Here is a 17,890-nt window from a genome sequence, read left to right on the forward strand (position 1 = left end):
GGGCGGGACGACCCTCGCGCTCGTGCCGTTCGGCTACGCGGACGGCATCCCGCGGAGCCCCGCCCGCTCCGCCCTCGGCCGCGTCGCAGCCGTCGGTGCCGCTCGCCGACTCCGCACCGCCGGCCTACGGGTCGCCGCCGCCGCCGCCCGCGTACCCCTCGGCGCCCGCCTACTCCTCCGCGCCCGGCCACCCCGCCGCCTACGCGGCCGCTCCGGCGCCCGTCGTCCCCCGCACGCTGAGCCTCGTCGGGATGATCCTCGGCATCGTCGGCCTGGTCATCACGCTCTTCGCCGCCGGTTTCGGCTTCCTGCTGTCGGCTCCGGCCGTCGTGCTCGGCTTCCTCGGACGCCGGCGCGAGCCGGCCGCGCGCGGCTTCGCGCTGACCGCGATCATCACCGGGTTCGCCGGCATCGCCGTCTCGCTGATCTACCTGGCGGTCTTCCTCGTCTTCGTCGTGGTCGCCCTCGCCGCCGGCACCTCCGGCTACTGAGCCGGCGCGGGCCGCTCGACGCGCTCCGCGAGCAGCGCGCGGTGGCGCCCGGCGATCCGCGTCAGGATCAGCACCGCGCTGCCGGTGCCGGAGAGGCCCAGCCGCTTGCGGAAGCGGGCGGGGTCGACGTCCACCCCGCGCTTCTTGATCTCGAGCACGCCGATGCCGCGGGTGCGCAGCTCTTTCGCCAGCGTGCGCTCGTCCAGCGGCAGCTCGGCGAGGACCCGGAAGCTGCGGAGGAAGGGCGAGGCGGCCGCATGGTCGCCGGTCAGGTAGGCGATGCCGGGCGAGAGCATCCGCGAGCCGCTGGAGCGCGCGAGCTCGCCCAGGAGGCGCGCGCGGATCGCGGAGCCGTCCGGCTCGTGCACGAACGCGCCGAGGGGGCCGACCTCCTCGTCCTCGCTGTCGCCCGCCGCGGTGAGCTCGGAGGAGCCGGTCGCGCCGAGCAGCAGAGCGGAGCGGCGCACGCCCGGGCGCGCCAGAGAACCGAACCAGAGCCCGGTCTCGACCAGCTCCCCGTCGACCGAGACCCACTGCGCCTCGGCGTCCCGCGGCAGGCGCTCGCGGTCGAAGCCGGGACCCACCTTCACGCCCACGGGACGATGCTCGGCCAGGCCGAACGCGAAGTCGAGCGAGGGGGAGTAGTCGTCCGGATCGTCGAGCCGGCGGGTCTCGCGGTGGCCCGCCGTGCGGCGTGCCGGGTCCAGGTAGACGGCGTCGAAGCCGTCGAGGTCGAAGGCCTCGGCCGTCGAGTGCACGGCGCTCGCCGCGGGGAACGGGGCGAGGTTGAAGCTGGCCAGGGTCGCGGTGACCTCGTCGGCCTCGACGGCGGTGACCGCCAGGTCGATCGCGGCCATCGCGAGGGCGTCGCCGCCGATCCCGCTGCCGAGGTCGGCGACGCGCGCCGCTCCCGCCGCGGCGAACCGGCCGGCGTGCAGGGCGGCGACGCGCAGCCGCGTCGCCTGCTCGAGTCCCGCGTCCGTGAAGAGCATCGAGCGGGCGAACTCTCCGAACTTCGCCTCCGCCTTCTGCCGGAGCCTCGCCTGGGTGAGCACCGCGGCGACGAGGACGGGGGAGTGGCCGGCGGCCCGGAGGCGTGCCACGGCCCGCACCAGGTCGTCGGACCGGTAGCCGTCGAGGGAGTCGAGGAGCCGGAGGCCCTCGGGGGAGAGGAGCTCGACCAGCTCGTCGCGTCGCATCCGGCCATGGTAGGCCACGGCCTCCCGGCGGGTCCGCCGCCCCGCTTGGCACTCTGATTGCACGAGTGCCAGCGGAGCCCCTACGATGGATCTAGCACTCTCGGAGCGTGTGTGCCAGAACCGCGTTCCGCCCACATCGTCGTCAAGAAAGAGGTCAACCGTGTCGGTGTCCATCAAGCCGCTCGAAGATCGCATCGTCATCAAGCAGGTCGAGGCGGAGCAGGTGACCGCTTCCGGTCTCGTCATCCCCGATACCGCCAAGGAGAAGCCGCAGGAGGGCGAGGTCGTCGCCGTCGGACCCGGTCGCATCGACGACAACGGCAACCGCGTGCCGCTCGACGTCGCCGTCGGCGACAAGGTGATCTACTCCAAGTACGGCGGAACCGAGGTCAAGTTCGGTGGCGAGGACCTGCTGGTCCTCTCCGCTCGCGACGTCCTCGCGGTCGTCGTCCGCTAGGCAGCATCCCTCGGAAGGGCCCGTCGACCTCGGTCGGCGGGCCCTTCCGTCGTTCCCGGTCCTCCTCGCGACCAGTGGCCTGATCCGCCCGCTGCGGGGCCGTCCTCCCACCCCGCGCCTGCGTAGCATCGGGGGAGTGACCAGCTCCCGCACCCCTGCCGAGGCCGTCTCGCCGTCCCCTTCGGACGTGCCCGTCGGCGAAGGAGTGGAGGCGCTCGGAGCGGCGGGACGCCCGGGCGGGATGTCCGGCACGGGGCTGCTGTTCGCGTTCTCGGCCTACCTGCTCTGGGGTGCGATGCCCCTCTACTTCATCGCGATGGCGCCGGCCTCGCCGTTCGAGATCGTCGCGTTCCGGGTGCTCTTCTCGCTCGTCTTCTGCGTGATCCTGCTCACGGTCCTCCGCGGCTGGCGCTCCTTCGGCGCGCTGCTGCGCCGCCCCCGCCTGCTCGGCGTGATGGCGATCGCGGGCGTGCTCATCTACGTCAACTGGCAGGTCTACGTGATCGCCACGACCACGGGCCACGTCATCGAGGCGGCCCTGGGCTACTTCATGAACCCGCTGGTCACGGTGCTGCTGGGCGTCCTGGTGCTGCGCGAGCGCCTCCGGCCCCTGCAGTGGGCCGCGATGGGCGTCAGCGCGGTCGCGGTGCTGGTCATCGCGGTGGGCTACGGATCCTTCCCGTGGATCTCGCTCGCCCTCGCCTTCTCGTTCGGCCTCTACGGCCTGGTGAAGAGCCGCGTCGGCGGCACGGTGGACGCGGTCGGCGGGCTGACGCTCGAGACGCTCTGGCTGACGCCGCTCGCCGTGGTGCAGCTGGCGGTCGTCGGCTCCACGGTGGGGCTGACCCTGACGACGGAGGGGACGGGGCACGCCCTCATCCTCGCCTCGGCCGGGATCGTCACGGCCGTCCCGCTGCTCCTGTTCGCGGGCGCCGCCCGGCGCCTCCCGCTGTCGATCGTCGGCTTCGTGCAGTACCTGACGCCGTTCCTGCAGTTCCTCGTCGGGGCCTTCGTCCTGCACGAGGAGATGCCGCTCGAGCGCTGGATCGGCTTCGCGCTGGTGTGGGCCGCCCTGGCGATCTTCTCAGGCGACCTCGTCGCCGCGGAGCGCAGACGGCGCCGATCCTCCGTCTGATCTGCGGAACGCGTCGTCCTGGCGCGGCGCGACAGCGGAATGGTAACGATCCGGTCGCGAAACGTATTGGTAACACCCCTGTATTGTTCACGGCTGCTTCGAAGGTTAGGTTGGCCGAGCGGTTGCCACCGGCGCCGCTCCCACTGACACACACCTCTCAAGGAGCAACATGGGCGTTTACGCGAAGGCCGGCTCGGCCCGCGCGCGGTCCCTCCGGGCAACCCTCGGCGGCGTCGCCATTCTGGGCGCCAGCGCTCTCGTCCTCGCCGGCTGCGCCGGCGGCGGCGACAGCGGATCGAGCGGCGACAGCGGCTCGGGCGACCTGTCCCTCAAGATCGGCACGATCCTCCCGCAGACCGGCACCCTCGCCGTCCTCGGCCCGCCCGAGATCGCGGGCGTCGACCAGGCGGTCGTCGACATCAACGACGCCAAGGCCGGCATCACGATCGACGTGGAGCAGAAGGACTCGGGCGACACCACGACCGACATCGCGACGCAGTCGGCCACGTCCCTCATCGCCGACAACGTCTCCGCCATCATCGGCGCGGCGTCCTCGGGCGTCTCGAAGACCTTCATCGACCAGGTGACCCAGGCGGGCGTCGTCCAGATCTCGCCGGCCAACACCTCGCCGGACTTCACGACCTACGACGACGACGGCTACTACTGGCGCACCGCTCCCTCGGACGTGCTCCAGGGCCGGATCCTCGGCAACAAGATCCTCGGCGACGGCAAGACCAACGTCTCGATCCTGTACATGAACGACGCGTACGGCACCGGCCTCGAGAAGAACATCAAGGAGACCCTCGAGGCGGGCGGAGCATCCGTCGCGGCCGAGGAGATCTTCGAGCCGGCCTCGACCGACTTCAACTCGGCGCTGACCTCGGTCCTCGCCCCGAACCCCGACGCGCTGGTCGTCATCTCGTTCGACGAGATCAAGACCATCGCGGAGCAGCTCTCGGCCAAGGGCTTCGACTTCTCGAAGCTCTACGGCACGGACGGCAACTACGGCGTCATCGGCGAGTCCGACACCAACGTCGACATCGCCGGCGCCCAGTTCACCAACCCGGGCGTCCAGGCGTCCGAGGACTTCCAGGGCAAGCTGCAGTCGCTCGTCGAGTCGCAGGGCAACGACGCGCTGACCGTGTTCAGCTACGCGCCGGAGTCGTACGACGCCACGGTCCTGACCGCTCTCGCCGCGCTCCAGGGCAAGGCGACGGACGGTGCGACCATCCGCGACAACCTCATGTCGGTCTCGGAGGGCGGCACCAAGTGCACGACCTTCGCCGACTGCGCGAAGCTCATCGCCGACGGCGAGGACGTCGACTACGACGGCCTCTCCGGCCCGATCTCGTTCGACGAGAACGGCGACACCAGCGAGGCCTCGGTCTCGATCTACAAGTACGGCACGGGCAACACCACCTCCTTCGAGGAGACCGTCGAGGGTTCGCTGAACTGACGACGCGGTGACGCGGCTCCTGCCGCATCCCTGAGGGGCTCGGTCTTCGGACCGGGCCCCTCCGCCGTTCCCGGAGCGGAGAGCAGGAGACGCGCCGGTCGTGCGGACGCAGCGAGGCGCGGCGGTCGTCCGGGAGGGTGGCCGCTGTCGGGTGCGGGCGGACGGCTCCGCGGCGTCCAGGGCCCGGCGTGGCGTCGAGGAGCCACCCGGGAGGAGGAGCGGCTCTGACGGCCTGTACGCGCCTCCGAGCGCCTCTCCCGGCCTCGAGGGGGCGCCCTGCCGAACCGCGGGCGGGAGCGACGACGTCGAGCGGGAACGCAGAAGCGCGCGCCCTCCAGTGGGAGGACGCGCGCTCGTGGAGTGCGGAGGGCCTAGGAGGCGCGGAGCAGCTCCGCCTCCTGCGCCAGGCGGTACGTGACGAAGGAACGGCTGTAGTTGCGGCGCTTGCCGCCGGTGGTCTCGGCGATGACGACCTGGGCGTAGACGCCGACGACGCGCCAGCGCTCGTAGTCGCCGATCGCACCGGTGCCGAAGCCGGCTCCGAGTTCCACAGGGGCGGGGGTGTATCTCTTCATGGTCGGCTCCTTCGAGGCGGACGACGCGGCGCTCGAGGCGCTGCGGGGAGGGGAGGAGATCGGCGGCCGATCGCGGTCCCTACCGGGGGAGAGGGGAGCGGGACGTCCCCCTGCAGGGCTGTCCCGTGTACCCAAAACTACGGCAGGCAGGGCGATATCCTGTCCCCCTCGTGGGTGTCGCTGGTGCGGAGAGACTCTCGCTGTCCTGCCCTCGTCCCGCGGACAGGAGACCGAGGGTCCGGCCCGCCGTTCCGCCGACTTCCCGGGGGTTCGGCGGGCATCGCGGAGAGACCGGTGAAGGCCTGTCCGCGCCGGGAGAGCGGCCCCCCCGCCTCCCTTCTGCGGCACCCCGTGCCGGCGCGTCTCCGGGCACCGAGCCGCCTGCCTTCCCGCCCTGCTCGGAGTGGTCTCCGAGCCGCCCGGCGCCCTGCGCGAGCGGCCCCGCCTCCGCCCCGGAGCCGCACCGGCCCCTCGGCCCGCTCGCGCCCGCTCCGCGCCCCGGCAACGACGAAGGGCCCGCCGTCCGGAGACGACGGGCCCTTCGCAGCGGGGGTCAGCCGCCGACGGTCGGGGTGCTCGTGGTGACCTCGTTGGTCGTCGCGAGCGTGCCCAGGTAGAGCTCGATGACCTTCGGATCGTTCATCAGCTCCCGGCCCGCGCCCTCGTAGGCGTCGCGGCCCTGGTCGAGGACGTAGCCGCGGTCGCAGATCTGCAGCGCCCGCCGCGCGTTCTGCTCGACGATCATGATCGAGACGCCCGCGCGGTTGATCCGCTGCACGTTGACGAAGGTCTCGTCCTGCCGCATCGGGGACAGGCCGGCGCTGGGCTCGTCGAGCAGCAGCATCGACGGGTCCATCATCAGAGCCCGCGACATCGCCACCATCTGGCGCTCACCGCCCGAGAGCGACCCCGAGCGCTGCTTGAGCCGCTTGCTGAGCTCCGGGAAGAGCTCGGTGACGAACTCGAGCCGCTCCTTGTACAGCTTCGGCTTCTGGTACATGCCCATCTCGAGGTTCTCCTCGATGGTGAGCGACGGGAAGACGTTGTTGTTCTGCGGCACGAAGCCCACGCCCTTGGACACCAGCTTGTCGGCCTTGAGGCCGGTGATGTCCTCGCCGTTCAGCAGGACGGTGCCCTGGCGGATGTTGACCAGGCCGAACATCGCCTTCAGCAGCGTCGACTTGCCTGCACCGTTCGGGCCGATGATTCCGACCAGCTCGCCGCGCTTCACGTAGACGTTCGAGCCGTTGAGGATGTTGACCCCCGGCACGTAGCCCGCGTGCAGGTCGTGCGTCTCGAGGGTGTTCGGAGTCGTCGTGTCGGCGGTCATCTCTCGTCCTTCTCGAATTCGACGGCCGGGGCGTCGGTCGTCGGGGCGACGCTCGTCGGCGCGGAGGCCGACGGGGACGCCGTTCCGGCCGCCGGAGCGTCGTGGCCGGGCGTCGGGATGCCGGCCTGCTCCGCCTGCCGCTCCACGTCCTCGCGGACGAGGTCGGAGTCCATCTCCTCGGCGATCTCGAGCTGGCCCTCGATCGTGCCCAGGTCGGTGTCGTGGTGCGCGCCGAGGTACGCGTCGATGACGGCCGGGTCGTTCATCACGGTCGAGGGCGGGCCCTCGGCGACGACCTTGCCCTCGGCCATCACGATCACCCAGTCGGCGATCGTGTTGACCATGTGCATGTCGTGCTCGACGAAGAGCACGGTCATGCCCTCGTCCTTCAGGTTCACGATGTGACCCAGGAGCGACTGCGTCAGCGCCGGGTTCACGCCGGCCATCGGCTCGTCGAGCATGACGAGCTCGGGCTCCGACATCAGCGCCCGCGCCATCTCGAGCAGCTTCTTCTGGCCGCCCGACAGGCTCGACGCGTAGTCGTCCCGCTTGGTGTCCAGCTTGAACTTCTCGAGCAGGCGGATCGCGCGCTGCTCGATCGAGTCCTCCTCCTTCGACCACAGCGGGCGGATGAGCGAGGTGAAGATGTTCTCGCCCTTCTGCCCCTTCGCGCCGAGCAGCATGTTCTCGAGCACCGTCATGCCGCCGAGCGCCTTGGTGAGCTGGAACGTGCGCACCATGCCCATCCGCGACACCCGGTAGGCCGGGACGTTGGCGAGGTTCTTGCCCTTGAAGTTCCACTTGCCGGTGTTGGGCTTGTCGAAGCCCGTCAGCAGGTTGAAGAACGTGGTCTTGCCGGCCCCGTTCGGGCCGATCAGGGCGGTGATGGATCCGCGGGGGATCTCGAGGTGCTCGACGTCGACCGCGGTCAGGCCGCCGAAGCGGCGGCTGACGTTGTCGGCGACGACGATGGGGTCCTTCTTCCTGACCCCGGGGACGATTGCTTCCTCGGTGATGTCCGAGACCGGCGTCTTAGGCAAAGTGCAGATCCTTCTTCTTGCCGAAGATCCCCTGGGGTCTGAAGATCACCAGGAGCATGAGGGCTACCCCCACCACGATGAACCGGATGGGTCCGGTCTGCACGGTGGTGAGGCGGATGAGGTCGTTGTTGAGGACCCCGGTGTCGATCCCGAGCGTGAGCAGTCCGTCGGTCAGACCGAGGACGACCCAGAAGATGATCGAGCCGACGACGGGTCCGAAGACCGTCGCGGCGCCGCCCAGCAGCATGATCGTGTAGAGGAAGAACGTGAGCTGGGTGCCGTAGTTGTCGGGCTGGAGCGAGCGGGGGAGGATGAACAGCGCTCCTGCGAGGCCTCCGAGCACGCCGCCCAGGATGAGCGCCTGGATCTTGTACGAGAAGACGTTCTTGCCGAGCGAGCGCACGGCGTCCTCGTCCTCGCGGATGCCCTTGATGACGCGGCCCCAGGGGCTGCGCATCAGGAGGAACACCAGGAGGCAGGCCAGGAGCACGAGGCCCCAGCCGACGATCCGCACCCACCACTGGTCCTGGCTGTAGGTGAGGACGCCGATGCCCCAGCGGCCCTCGGGGAGCGGGTTGAGGTCGTTGAACGCCTTCGCCGCGCCGTTGATGCCCTCCGAGCCGCCGGTGATCGCCGAGAACTCGGGGGTCTTGACCGAGAGCCGGATGATCTCCGCCGCCGCGATCGTCACGATCGAGAGGTAGTCGGCCCGCAGCCGGAGCGTCGGGATGCCCAGGATGAGCGCGAAGACGGTCGCCGCGACGATCGTCGCGAGGAAGGAGCCCCAGACGGGCCATTCGAACTTGACCGAGGTGATGGCGAAGGCGTAGCCGCCCACTGCCATGAAGCCGGCCTGTCCGAAGTTGAGCAGCCCCGTGAATCCGAAGTGGATGACCAGGCCGATGGTCGCCAGCGCGTACGCGGCGACAGTGGGATCGACGATCTGCCCGATCGCCAGCCAGATGAAGTTGAGGTTCATGGTGTCCTAGCCGATCCGTTCCTTGCGGCCCAGGATTCCCTGCGGCCTGACCAGGAGGATGATGATCATGAGAACGAGCGGAGCCACGTACTTGAGGTTCTCCGGGATCCAGATCGTCGAGATGTTCATCATCAGTCCGATGATGAGCGAGCCGACCAGCGCGCCGTAGGCGGAGCCGAGTCCGCCGAGCGTGATCGCCGCGAAGATCAGCAGCAGGATCGACGCTCCCGTGTCCCAGCGCAGCGACTGGTAGTAGCCGATGTAGACGCCCGCCAGCGCGGCGAGAGCGCCCGACATCACCCAGACGACGCGGATGACGCGCTCGACGTTGATGCCCGAGGCGGAGGCGAGGGCCCGGTTGTCCGAGACCGCCCGCATCGCCTTGCCGATCTTCGTCTTCGTGAGGACGTAGGCCACGGCGACGATGCAGACGACGCCGACGACGGCGCCGACGATGTCGGTGAACTTCAGGCTGATCCCGAGCTCCGGCACCGTGAAGAACGGAGCGGTGCTGTTGGGGAGCGAGAGGCGGTCGGCTCCGAAGAAGAAGACGAACACGTAGCGCAGGGCCAGCGAGAGGCCGATCGTCACGATCATCAGCGGGATGAGCTGGATGCCCTTCTTCCGCAGCGGCTTCCAGAGCAGTCCGTCCTGGACGAAGCCGAAGGCCCCGCCGAGGATCACCGCGATCGGGATGGCCAGCAGCGCCGGGAGTCCGAAGACCCCGGAGAAGAGGTACGCCATCAGCGCGCCGAAGGTGACCAGCTCGCCGTGGGCGAAGTTGTTCAGGCCGGTCACGCCGTAGATCAGCGAGGCGCCGATCGCCGCGAGGGCGATCAGGAGCCCGAAGATCAGTCCGGTGACGACCTTCGGCCAGAAGATGATCCAGAACGTGTCGGCCGACACCGGCTGGTTCACCGCGTTGGACGTCCCGTCGGGGTTCGTCGCGTCGTTGCCGGTCGTGCCCTCGGTCGCGGGGCTCGTCGGAGCCGCGGAGTCCGTCGGGACCGGGACGGTCGCTCCGGAGCCCTTCGGGTTGGCCGTCGAGACGATGAAGTTGACGATCTGGTTCTGCGAGGCGACGATCTTCACCTGCTTCGGGTTCTGACCCGCGGCGGGGTAGCCCTTGTCGGCGGGCAGGGACTCCTCATCGACGGTCACCGTGTAGGTGCCCGCGGCGTCGAGGGGGAACGTGGCCCGGCCGTCCTCGCCGGTGGTCACGGTCGCGGAGGCGTCGCCGCCGATCTCGACGGTCACCCCCGTCAGGTTCTCGTTCGTCCCCTGCACGCGGACCCAGGCGATGATCGACTGGTCGGCGGTGGTGGCGGCGAGTGCGGCGGGGGCCGCCGCGGCGATCCCGGTGAGGGTCGCGGCGAGCAGACCCAGGGCCAGGAGCCGGTCTCGGAGCCTCGGGCGTCTCCTATCCACGGGGCGCCTCCCGGTCCGTCGGATGCAGGGTCGTCGAGCGCTGGCGGCGCATCGAACGGCTGGCTGTGAGCAAGACGTCTACCTCTCGTCAGGGTGCACAGACGGATGGGGTCTCCGGGCACGCCCGAATCGCCGTCGTCAAACAACGTTGGTTGACCATACGTTCCGCATATGTCGGCGGTGTTTCACCGTCCGCACTTACGCGTGACGACATTATGAGGGAGAGGAGAGCGCTCCAGCGCCCATCCGCGGCCCGGCGGCCGCGCCGTCGAGGAATACCGCGAGCCTCACGGCGCTTAAGATCGAACAACCGTGGCGCTCGTGAGCGGACTCCTCCCGTCCTCTCCGGGCTCCCGCACTCGACCTGCTAAGGGGCATTGATGGACCAGCCGGATCCCTTCGGATTCCTCGGACTCACCTACGACGACGTCATGCTCCTCCCGGGGCACACCGACGTCATCCCGAGCGAGGCCGACACGGCCTCCCGTCTCACCAAGCGCATCAGCGTGGCGACCCCGTTGCTCTCCGCGGCGATGGACACCGTCACCGAGGCGCGCATGGCGATCGCGATGGCCCGCCAGGGCGGCCTCGGCGTCCTGCACCGCAACCTCTCGATCGCCGACCAGGCCGACCAGGTCGACCGGGTGAAGCGGAGCGAGTCGGGCATGGTCTCGAACCCCGTCACCACCACCCCGGACGCCACCGTCGCCCAGGTCGACGACCTCTGCGGCCAGTACCGGATCAGCGGCCTCCCCGTCGTCGACTCCACCGGCGTGCTCGTGGGCATCATCACCAACCGCGACATGCGCTTCGTCTCGCCGTTCGAGAAGGCGACCACGCTCGTCCGCGACGTGATGACCAGAACCGGCCTGATCACGGGCCGCGTCGGCATCCCCGACAGCGAGGTCATCGCCCTCTTCGCGCAGCACAAGATCGAGAAGCTGCCGCTCGTCGACGCGCAGGGCAAGCTCGCCGGCCTCATCACGGTCAAGGACTTCGACAAGTCGGAGCAGTACCCCAACGCCACGAAGGACGACGAGGGCCGCCTCCGGGTCGGCGCCGCGATCGGCTTCTTCGGCGACGCCTGGCAGCGCGCCACCGCCCTGCTCGACGCGGGCGTCGACGTGATCGTCGTCGACACCGCCAACGGCGACTCCGCCGGCGTGCTCGACATCATCCGCCGCCTGAAGTCCGACTCCGCCTTCGCCGGCGTCGACGTCATCGGCGGCAACGTCGCGACCCGCTCCGGGGCGCAGGCCCTCGTCGACGCGGGCGCCGACGCCATCAAGGTCGGCGTCGGCCCCGGCTCGATCTGCACCACCCGCGTCGTCGCCGGCGTCGGAGTCCCGCAGGTCACCGCGGTCTACGAGGCGTCCCTCGCCGCGCGCGAGTCCGGCGTGCCGGTGATCGCCGACGGCGGCCTCCAGTACTCCGGCGACATCGCCAAGGCGCTCGTCGCCGGCGCCGACACCGTGATGCTCGGCTCGCTCCTCGCGGGCTGCGAGGAGAGCCCCGGCGACCTCGTGTTCCAGAACGGCAAGCAGTTCAAGACCTACCGCGGCATGGGCTCCCTCGGCGCCCTGCAGACCCGCGGCGAGCGGACCTCCTACTCGAAGGACCGCTACTTCCAGTCCGACGTGCCCACCGACGACAAGCTGATCGCCGAGGGCATCGAGGGCCAGGTGCCCTACCGCGGCCCGCTCGCGAACGTGGCGTACCAGCTCGTCGGCGGGCTCCGCCAGTCGATGTTCTACGTCGGAGCGCGCACCATCCCCGAGCTGAAGGAGCGCGGGAAGTTCGTGCGCATCACGGCGGCCGGGCTGAAGGAGTCGCACCCGCACGATGTGCAGATGGTGGTGGAGGCGCCGAACTACCGGCGCTGAGGGGTCTGGTGGGGGCCGGCGGCGGATCGGGATCGCGGCCCCTCTGCCCGATGGGCCTGCGGCCCATACGCCCACCACGCCGGAGGGGCCGCGATCCCGATCCGCCGCCTCCCTCCGGGAGACGAGCACCGATTCTCGGCTGAGGGGTGGGGGGACGCAGCGCGAGCGGCGCGGGGCGCCGCCGCGACTGCGGGGGGAGGCTTCCGCCTGTGCCGTCGCGGGGGAGTGGTCGTGCACCGCGCGCGAGCGCGACGGAGTGGGGACGGGCTTCCCGCGTTGCAGCGAATCGTGGTGGCGGCCGCGCAGGTTTCACCTGTTGGTGGAGTGCGCCCGCTCGCGCGATCGCGGCCCGGTGAGGAGCCCGGTAGGAGCGGTAGCAGGCGATCCGCTCTCCAGCGGATCGTCGTAGCGCGGACGCGACCCGCTCTTCGGAACGCGACCATCCGCTGGGGCCGACCGCGGGCGAGCGGCGAGCGGGCGGTCGTGAGCCAGGGGTGACACTGCTCAGCGGTAACCGGCGATCCGCGTGCGAGCGGATCGGCGTAGCGCGGACGCAGGACGCTCTGCGGAACGCGACCGCCCGCTCGGGCCGACCGCGGGCGAGCGACGAGCGGAGCGAGGAGCGAGCCACAGTAAACTCTGCGTCATGGAGATCGAGATCGGGCGCGCCAAGCGCGCCCGCCGCGCGTACGCCTTCGACGACATCGCCGTCGTCCCGAGCCGCCGGACGCGCGACCCCGAGGTCGTGTCGGTGAAGTGGTCGATCGACGCGTACCAGTTCGCGACGCCGATCCTCGCCGCGCCGATGGACTCGGTGGTGTCGCCGGCGACGGCGATCCGGCTCGGGCATCTGGGGGCGCTGGGCGTCCTCGACCTCGAGGGTCTGTGGACGCGGTACGAGGACCCGGAGCCGCTGCTCGAGGAGATCCGCCGGCTTCCGGCCGAGACCGCGACGCAGCGGATGCAGGAGATCTACTCCGCTCCGATCCGCCCCGAGCTGGTGACCGCGCGCCTGGCCGAGATCCGCGCCGCGGGCGTGACCGTCGCCGGGGCCCTGTCGCCCCAGCGGACCGCGGAGCTGTACCAGACCGTCGTCGACGCCGGGGTCGACGTGTTCGTCATCCGCGGCACGACCGTCTCGGCCGAGCACGTCTCGCGCGATACCGAGCCGCTGAACCTCAAGAAGTTCATCTACGAGCTCGACGTGCCCGTCATCGTCGGCGGCGCCTCCACCTACACCGCGGCCCTGCACCTCATGCGCACGGGCGCCGCGGGCGTCCTCGTCGGGTTCGGCGGCGGTGCCGCCTCCACCACTCGCACGACGCTCGGCATCCAGGCTCCGATGGCGACCGCGGTCGCCGATGTCGCCGGCGCTCGCCGCGACTACCTCGACGAGTCGGGCGGACGCTACGTGCACGTCATCGCGGACGGCGGCCTCGGCACCTCCGGCGACATCGTGAAGGCCGTCGCGGTGGGCGCGGACGCCGTGATGCTCGGCTCGGCGCTGGCGCGCGCGACCGACGCTCCCGGCGGTGGCTGGCACTGGGGCGCGGAGGCGCACCACCCGCAGCTGCCGCGCGGCCGCCGCGTCGAGGTCGGCACCGTCGGCACCCTCGAGCAGGTCCTCTACGGCCCGGCGACCGGCGCCGACGGCACGGCGAACCTCATCGGCGCCCTGCGCCGCTCGATGGCGACGACCGGCTACTCCGACCTCAAGGAGTTCCAGCGGGTCGAGGTCGTCGTCGCGCCGTACCAGCCCAGCTGACGCTCACCGACCGAGGCGATCCTCGACCGTCGAGGCCGCCGCGAACAGCGGGCTCCCTCGACGGCCCGGGGGTCCCTGGACGCGGCGGACGCCGGCGCGGGTCGGCCGGACGGGCTGGCGTCGTAGGCCTCGCGCCAGCCCGGCGGACGACGCTGCGGACCCGCGCGCGCGGATCCGGTCTTCCCGGCGCTTCTCGGCGAGAAGCACGTGCTCGGGCGAGCGGCCCCCGAGGAACGCCGGGTCGGTTCGGATCGACGGCGGTCTGCGCCATATCCGAGACGGCGCGTCCGTCGATCAGTGCGGGTGGGGGCGGACGCGCGCTCCGCGACGCCGTTCCACGTCCGGCTGCCAGGTCCGTCGCCCCTCGACATGCACGGTCACCGCGAGCGGCTCGACCAGGGGGGGTCCCGGACCGCCGCCGCCGACTCGCGGAGGACGAAGGGCGCGCTCCCGGTCGCGGCCACGGCGTCGATCCGCGCCCGCTGCCGCTCGTCCGCGGAGGTCCTCGCCCACTCGCCGGTCCGCGCGTACCGCTGCGCAGCCGCACGGACTCGTCCGACCGGCGGCACGCCCCGTCTCGACAGATCCCCACTGCACGCTTCCGCCCCCCTTTCCCTCCCTCCGCTCCTTCTGTGGAGACTCCCCCCACCCCCTGTGGACAGCGAGGGACGCAGGACCGCCGAGCCGGCCGGGAACTGCGGGATCCCTCGACGGGTCGGGGTTCCCTCGGCAGGAGGGCTCCGCACGCGCCTAAGCTGGAAGTCCCGAGTGGGAGCGCCGCACGGCGCGGAGGGAGCACGCATGGTCGAGGTCCGCAGGGTCAAACTGCCCGGTGTCGGCGTTCTGCACACGTTCCTGACGGCCGACGGCGGGAAGGTCGGCGTCATCGCCCACCGCTCCGGCCACAGCGACCTGATCACGTTCGCCGAGGGCGACCAGGATGGCGCCAAGGTGTCGCTCCGCCTGAGCGACGACGAGGCGCACACCCTCGCCGAGCTCCTCGGCGGCACGCAGATCACGGAGTCGCTGACCGCGCTCGACCAGATCCCGGGCCTCTCGATCGACTGGTTCACCGTCGACTACGACGACCACATCGCCGGACAGCAGCTCGGCAAGCCCGCCGACCGAGGGATCGTCGGGCTGACCGTCGTCGCCGTGGTCCGGGGCGACGCCGCCAATCCGGCGCCGGCCCCCGACTTCCGCGTCTTCCCCGGCGACACCCTCGTGGTCGCCGGCAGCCCCGAGAAGGTCGCCAAGGCGTTCGCGTTCTTCCGCACCGGCAGCTTCGCCAAGACGGTCGACGCCCCGCCCGGAGCCTGAGGATGCACCACGGCGAAGACCTCATCGTCCTCGGCGTCCTGTTCGTCGTCGCCTACGTCCTCGGCCGGCTGGGGAGGACGATCGGGCTCCCGGCCATCCCGATCTACATGGTCGTCGGGCTCCTCGCGAGCCCGAACTTCCACCTCTTCCCACTCGATTTCGAGTCGAGCTACATCGAGCTGACCGCGGTCTTCGGGCTGATCCTGCTGCTGTTCAATCTCGGCCTGGAGTTCGACCAGGACGAGTTCTTCGGGAACGCCGGCCGCCTGATCCTCTCCGGCGGCTCCTACATCGCGGTCAACATGGCCGTCGGCCTCGGCTTCGGCTTCGCGCTGGGCTGGGGGAGCCGCGAGGCGCTGATCATCGCCGGCATCACGGCGACGAGCTCGAGCGCGATCGTCACCAAGCTGCTGATCGAGCTCAAGCGCCTGGCGAACCCCGAGACGCCGATGATCCTGGGCGTCACGGTCGTCGAGGACATCTTCATCGCGGTCTACCTGGCGATCGTGTCCGTGGTGCTCTCGGGCGAGACGGAGCCGTGGCCGGTGGTGCTCAAGCTCGTCATCGCGTTCGCGTTCCTCGTGGTGATGTTCGCGATCGCCCGCTGGGGCGGGAAGGTCGTCTCCCGCTTCTTCCGCACCCGCGACGACGAGCTGTTCACGATCCTGTTCTTCGGTCTCGCCATCCTGTTCGGCGGGATCGGCGAGGTCCTCGGAGTGACGGACGCGATCGGCGCGTTCCTGATCGGACTGGTCATCGGAGCGACGCGGTTCCGGTCGAGGGTCGAGCACATCGCGATCCCGCTGCGCGACGTGTTCGGAGCCTTCTTCTTCGTCAACTTCGGTCTCGGGCTGGATCCCGGTGCGTTCCCGAGCGTCGTGGTCCCGGTGCTGATCGCCGCGGTGATGACCATCGTCCTCAACCTCGGCGCGGGGCAGTTCGTCGCGTGGCTCAACAAGCTCGGACCGCGCGCGGGCCTGAACGCGGCGTTCATCCTGCACAACCGCGGCGAGTTCGCGCTCATCCTGGCGACGCTCTCGCTCTCGGCGGGGCTCGACGAGCGGATCCAGCCCTTCGCCGGCCTCTACGTGCTGATCATGGCGATCGTCGGGCCGATCCTCGCCTCGCGCTCCGAGAGCATCGGCGCGTTCCTCTCGCGGCGGCGGCACCGCCCGGCACCCGCAGCGGCCACGGCCATGGACGAGGAGGACTTCGCGCTCGTGGAGGCGGCGATGGCCGCGCCCGCCGTCTCCGCGGAGGAGGCCCCGGCTCCTCCGAGGCGCCCCGCGGAGCCGGACGAGCTCGACGACGAGTTCCCCGATCCGATGCGTCAGGCGCTCATCGACCAGGCGATGCAGCAGTCCGACGGCGCCGACGACGCCCGGCCCCGCCGCCCGAGGGAGCCCGACTACTGATCCCACGGAGCTCCCACACTCACGGGTTAGGCTCGATCCGGCCCGCGGGACACCGCACGGATCGAGGGCGGACGAGGGACGAATGACGCAGAGCACGGTCGGGCAGGTGGCCCGGCGCCCGCGCTGGATCGCCGCGCTGGCGCTCGCACTCCTGATCGCCGGGCTCTTCGCCGCGCTCGGGCAGTGGCAGGTCGGACGCGCGGTCGAAGCCGCCGCGCCCGACTCCGGAGTGTCGGAGACGACGCTCCCGCTCGCCGAGGTCGCGGCCCCCTCCCGCTCGATCACGGCGACCGCCGACGGACAGCGCGTGGAGGGCTCGTCCGTCTTCGTGCCGGGCGGTGCCGAGACCCTCGGCGGCCGCCTGAACGGCGAGCAGCCGGGCTGGTGGGTCATCGCCCGTACCCGCACCGCCGACGCCGACCTGGTGCTCGCCTACGGCTGGACGCAGGACGAAACGCAGGCGCAGTCCGTCGCGGACGCGCTCAACAGCGGGAGCGAGCAGGCGCCCTCCTCCTTCACCGGCCGCCTCGTGGCCAACGAGGCCGCGGAGGCGCCGGCGGAGGGCCTGGACCCCGCCACCCTCACCGCGCTCTCCGTCCCCGCGCTGATCAACCGCTGGCCGGACCCGCCCCAGGACGTCTACCAGGGCTACGTCGTCGTCGACGAGCCGGTCGCCGGACTCGGGGCCATCGACTCCCCGGCGCGCGTGAGCGACGTCTCGCTGAACTGGCTCAACGTCTTCTACGCGATCGAGTGGGTCGTCTTCGCCGGCTTCGCCCTCTACCTCTGGTTCCGCCTCGTCAAGGACGCGTGGGAGCGCGAGGCCGAGGAGGCGCTCGACGCCGAGGAGCGCGCCCGCGCCGACCTGGGCGACCGGGCCGAGGCCCCCGCCCCCGCACCGTAAACTGGTCGTCATGCCCCTCGAGCCCAAGCCCGCGCAGTTCCCTGCGATCCGGAGCGCGCTGCGCTTCTACCGGGTGACCTCGATCATCACCGGCGTGATGCTGCTCCTGCTCTGCGCGGAGATGCTCCTCAAGTACGTCTTCCACCTCGAGCTGTTCGCCTTCGGCCAGCAGGGCGTCCTGCACTTCGCCCCGATGTACGAGGTGCCCGGAGGCGAGTTCACGTCGAGCGGCACCGGCGCGAACCTGTCCACCGGCATCCTGATCGCGCACGGCTGGTTCTACGTCGTCTACCTCTTCGCCGACTTCCGCCTGTGGAGCCTCATGCGCTGGCCGTTCACGCGCTTCGTGCTCATCGCGCTCGGCGGCGTGGTGCCCACCCTCTCCTTCTTCGTCGAGACCCGCATCGCCCGCGAGGTCGAGCAGTACCTCGAGCGCCGGACCGCCGGCACCGACCCGAAGACCCCGACCGACTCCGTGGAGGCCCCCCATTAGCGAGCAGCCCACCGCTCCCC

16 protein-coding genes are annotated in these 17,890 nt (G+C 70.9%); 10 read left to right on the forward strand and 6 right to left on the reverse strand.

Annotated elements, in window-relative coordinates; genetic code table 11:
* Window positions 1–95: 95 nt before the first annotated feature.
* On the forward strand, window positions 96–491 hold the full coding sequence (locus C5C36_RS05870) for a hypothetical protein (RefSeq protein ID WP_104251221.1): 396 nt from the start codon (window positions 96–98) through the stop codon (window positions 489–491).
* Here the strand turns inward: C5C36_RS05870 and C5C36_RS05875 are convergent.
* Complete coding sequence (locus C5C36_RS05875; protein WP_104309418.1) at window positions 485–1,690, reverse strand: SAM-dependent methyltransferase; 1,206 nt, start codon at window positions 1,688–1,690, stop codon at window positions 485–487. The two genes, C5C36_RS05870 and C5C36_RS05875, sit on opposite strands and share 7 nt — an antisense overlap.
* Before the next feature lie 160 nt (window positions 1,691–1,850).
* Here C5C36_RS05875 and groES point away from each other — a divergent pair, with 160 nt between their 5' ends.
* The 3 genes from groES to C5C36_RS05890 all read left to right on the forward strand — a co-directional run bounded on the left by groES (window position 1,851) and on the right by C5C36_RS05890 (window position 4,738).
* Complete coding sequence (groES, locus tag C5C36_RS05880) at window positions 1,851–2,147, forward strand: co-chaperone GroES (RefSeq protein ID WP_097167691.1); 297 nt, start codon at window positions 1,851–1,853, stop codon at window positions 2,145–2,147.
* A 241-nt stretch (window positions 2,148–2,388) separates the two neighbouring features.
* Window positions 2,389–3,282, forward strand: coding sequence for an EamA family transporter RarD (rarD, locus tag C5C36_RS05885; protein WP_104224726.1), 894 nt, complete (start codon window positions 2,389–2,391; stop codon window positions 3,280–3,282).
* Window positions 3,283–3,451: 169 nt separating this feature from the next.
* A complete protein-coding gene (locus C5C36_RS05890) occupies window positions 3,452–4,738 on the forward strand; it encodes an ABC transporter substrate-binding protein (RefSeq protein WP_104234163.1) in 1,287 nt (428 codons plus the stop codon).
* A gap of 371 nt (window positions 4,739–5,109) precedes the next feature.
* On the opposite strand, the gene C5C36_RS05895 is transcribed toward C5C36_RS05890, so the two are convergent.
* The 5 genes from C5C36_RS05895 to C5C36_RS05915 all read right to left on the reverse strand — a co-directional run bounded on the left by C5C36_RS05895 (window position 5,110) and on the right by C5C36_RS05915 (window position 10,090).
* The gene (locus C5C36_RS05895; protein ID WP_146076626.1) at window positions 5,110–5,313 is read right to left on the reverse strand and encodes a hypothetical protein; all 204 of its coding nucleotides are present in this window, start codon (window positions 5,311–5,313) and stop codon (window positions 5,110–5,112) included.
* Window positions 5,314–5,866: 553 nt separating this feature from the next.
* Complete coding sequence (locus tag C5C36_RS05900; protein WP_104224729.1) at window positions 5,867–6,643, reverse strand: ABC transporter ATP-binding protein; 777 nt, start codon at window positions 6,641–6,643, stop codon at window positions 5,867–5,869.
* Complete coding sequence (locus C5C36_RS05905; RefSeq protein WP_104251056.1) at window positions 6,640–7,683, reverse strand: ABC transporter ATP-binding protein; 1,044 nt, start codon at window positions 7,681–7,683, stop codon at window positions 6,640–6,642. The genes C5C36_RS05900 and C5C36_RS05905 overlap by 4 nt, the downstream gene beginning before the upstream one ends.
* Complete coding sequence (locus C5C36_RS05910) at window positions 7,676–8,662, reverse strand: branched-chain amino acid ABC transporter permease (RefSeq protein ID WP_104224731.1); 987 nt, start codon at window positions 8,660–8,662, stop codon at window positions 7,676–7,678. The genes C5C36_RS05905 and C5C36_RS05910 overlap by 8 nt, the downstream gene beginning before the upstream one ends.
* 6 nt (window positions 8,663–8,668) lie before the next feature.
* Window positions 8,669–10,090, reverse strand: coding sequence for a branched-chain amino acid ABC transporter permease (locus C5C36_RS05915; protein WP_104224732.1), 1,422 nt, complete (start codon window positions 10,088–10,090; stop codon window positions 8,669–8,671).
* A 380-nt stretch (window positions 10,091–10,470) separates the two neighbouring features.
* Here C5C36_RS05915 and guaB point away from each other — a divergent pair, with 380 nt between their 5' ends.
* The 6 genes from guaB (at window position 10,471) to C5C36_RS05950 (ending at window position 17,870) form a co-directional block, all read left to right on the forward strand.
* On the forward strand, window positions 10,471–11,973 hold the full coding sequence (gene guaB, locus C5C36_RS05920) for an IMP dehydrogenase (RefSeq protein WP_104309419.1): 1,503 nt from the start codon (window positions 10,471–10,473) through the stop codon (window positions 11,971–11,973).
* Window positions 11,974–12,619: 646 nt separating this feature from the next.
* Window positions 12,620–13,738, forward strand: coding sequence for a GuaB3 family IMP dehydrogenase-related protein (locus tag C5C36_RS05925; RefSeq protein WP_104224734.1), 1,119 nt, complete (start codon window positions 12,620–12,622; stop codon window positions 13,736–13,738).
* 801 nt (window positions 13,739–14,539) lie between these two features.
* Window positions 14,540–15,058 carry a cation:proton antiporter regulatory subunit gene (locus C5C36_RS05935; protein WP_068256939.1) on the forward strand — a complete coding sequence of 173 codons (519 nt, stop codon included), beginning with the start codon at window positions 14,540–14,542 and terminating at the stop codon, window positions 15,056–15,058.
* Window positions 15,059–15,060: 2 nt separating this feature from the next.
* Window positions 15,061–16,473 (forward strand): cation:proton antiporter, encoded by a 1,413-nt coding sequence (locus C5C36_RS05940; RefSeq protein WP_104234167.1) that lies wholly within the window; start codon window positions 15,061–15,063, stop codon window positions 16,471–16,473.
* Window positions 16,474–16,555: 82 nt separating this feature from the next.
* Window positions 16,556–17,377: an SURF1 family cytochrome oxidase biogenesis protein gene (locus C5C36_RS05945; RefSeq protein WP_104309420.1), complete on the forward strand. Its 822-nt coding sequence runs from the start codon at window positions 16,556–16,558 to the stop codon at window positions 17,375–17,377.
* 10 nt (window positions 17,378–17,387) lie between these two features.
* Window positions 17,388–17,870, forward strand: a complete 483-nt coding sequence (locus C5C36_RS05950; RefSeq protein WP_104234169.1) for a DUF3817 domain-containing protein — start codon at window positions 17,388–17,390, stop codon at window positions 17,868–17,870.
* The last annotated feature ends 20 nt before the right edge of the window (window positions 17,871–17,890 follow it).

It is taken from the genome of Rathayibacter sp. AY1G1 (assembly GCF_002932095.1).
Classification (GTDB): Bacteria; Actinomycetota; Actinomycetes; order Actinomycetales; family Microbacteriaceae; genus Rathayibacter.

Bases quoted from the DNA above. Each gene is read 5' to 3' on its own strand.
- C5C36_RS05875 (WP_104309418.1), bottom strand. From the start codon at position 1,690: ATGCGACGCGACGAGCTGGTCGAGCTCCTCTCCCCCGAGGGCCTCCGG.
- rarD (WP_104224726.1), top strand. From the start codon at position 2,389: ATGTCCGGCACGGGGCTGCTGTTCGCGTTCTCGGCCTACCTGCTCTGG.
- C5C36_RS05890 (WP_104234163.1), top strand. From the start codon at position 3,452: ATGGGCGTTTACGCGAAGGCCGGCTCGGCCCGCGCGCGGTCCCTCCGG.
- C5C36_RS05895 (WP_146076626.1), bottom strand. From the start codon at position 5,313: ATGAAGAGATACACCCCCGCCCCTGTGGAACTCGGAGCCGGCTTCGGC.
- C5C36_RS05900 (WP_104224729.1), bottom strand. From the start codon at position 6,643: ATGACCGCCGACACGACGACTCCGAACACCCTCGAGACGCACGACCTG.
- C5C36_RS05910 (WP_104224731.1), bottom strand. From the start codon at position 8,662: ATGAACCTCAACTTCATCTGGCTGGCGATCGGGCAGATCGTCGATCCC.
- guaB (WP_104309419.1), top strand. From the start codon at position 10,471: ATGGACCAGCCGGATCCCTTCGGATTCCTCGGACTCACCTACGACGAC.
- C5C36_RS05925 (WP_104224734.1), top strand. From the start codon at position 12,620: ATGGAGATCGAGATCGGGCGCGCCAAGCGCGCCCGCCGCGCGTACGCC.
- C5C36_RS05935 (WP_068256939.1), top strand. From the start codon at position 14,540: ATGGTCGAGGTCCGCAGGGTCAAACTGCCCGGTGTCGGCGTTCTGCAC.
- C5C36_RS05940 (WP_104234167.1), top strand. From the start codon at position 15,061: ATGCACCACGGCGAAGACCTCATCGTCCTCGGCGTCCTGTTCGTCGTC.
- C5C36_RS05945 (WP_104309420.1), top strand. From the start codon at position 16,556: ATGACGCAGAGCACGGTCGGGCAGGTGGCCCGGCGCCCGCGCTGGATC.
- C5C36_RS05950 (WP_104234169.1), top strand. From the start codon at position 17,388: ATGCCCCTCGAGCCCAAGCCCGCGCAGTTCCCTGCGATCCGGAGCGCG.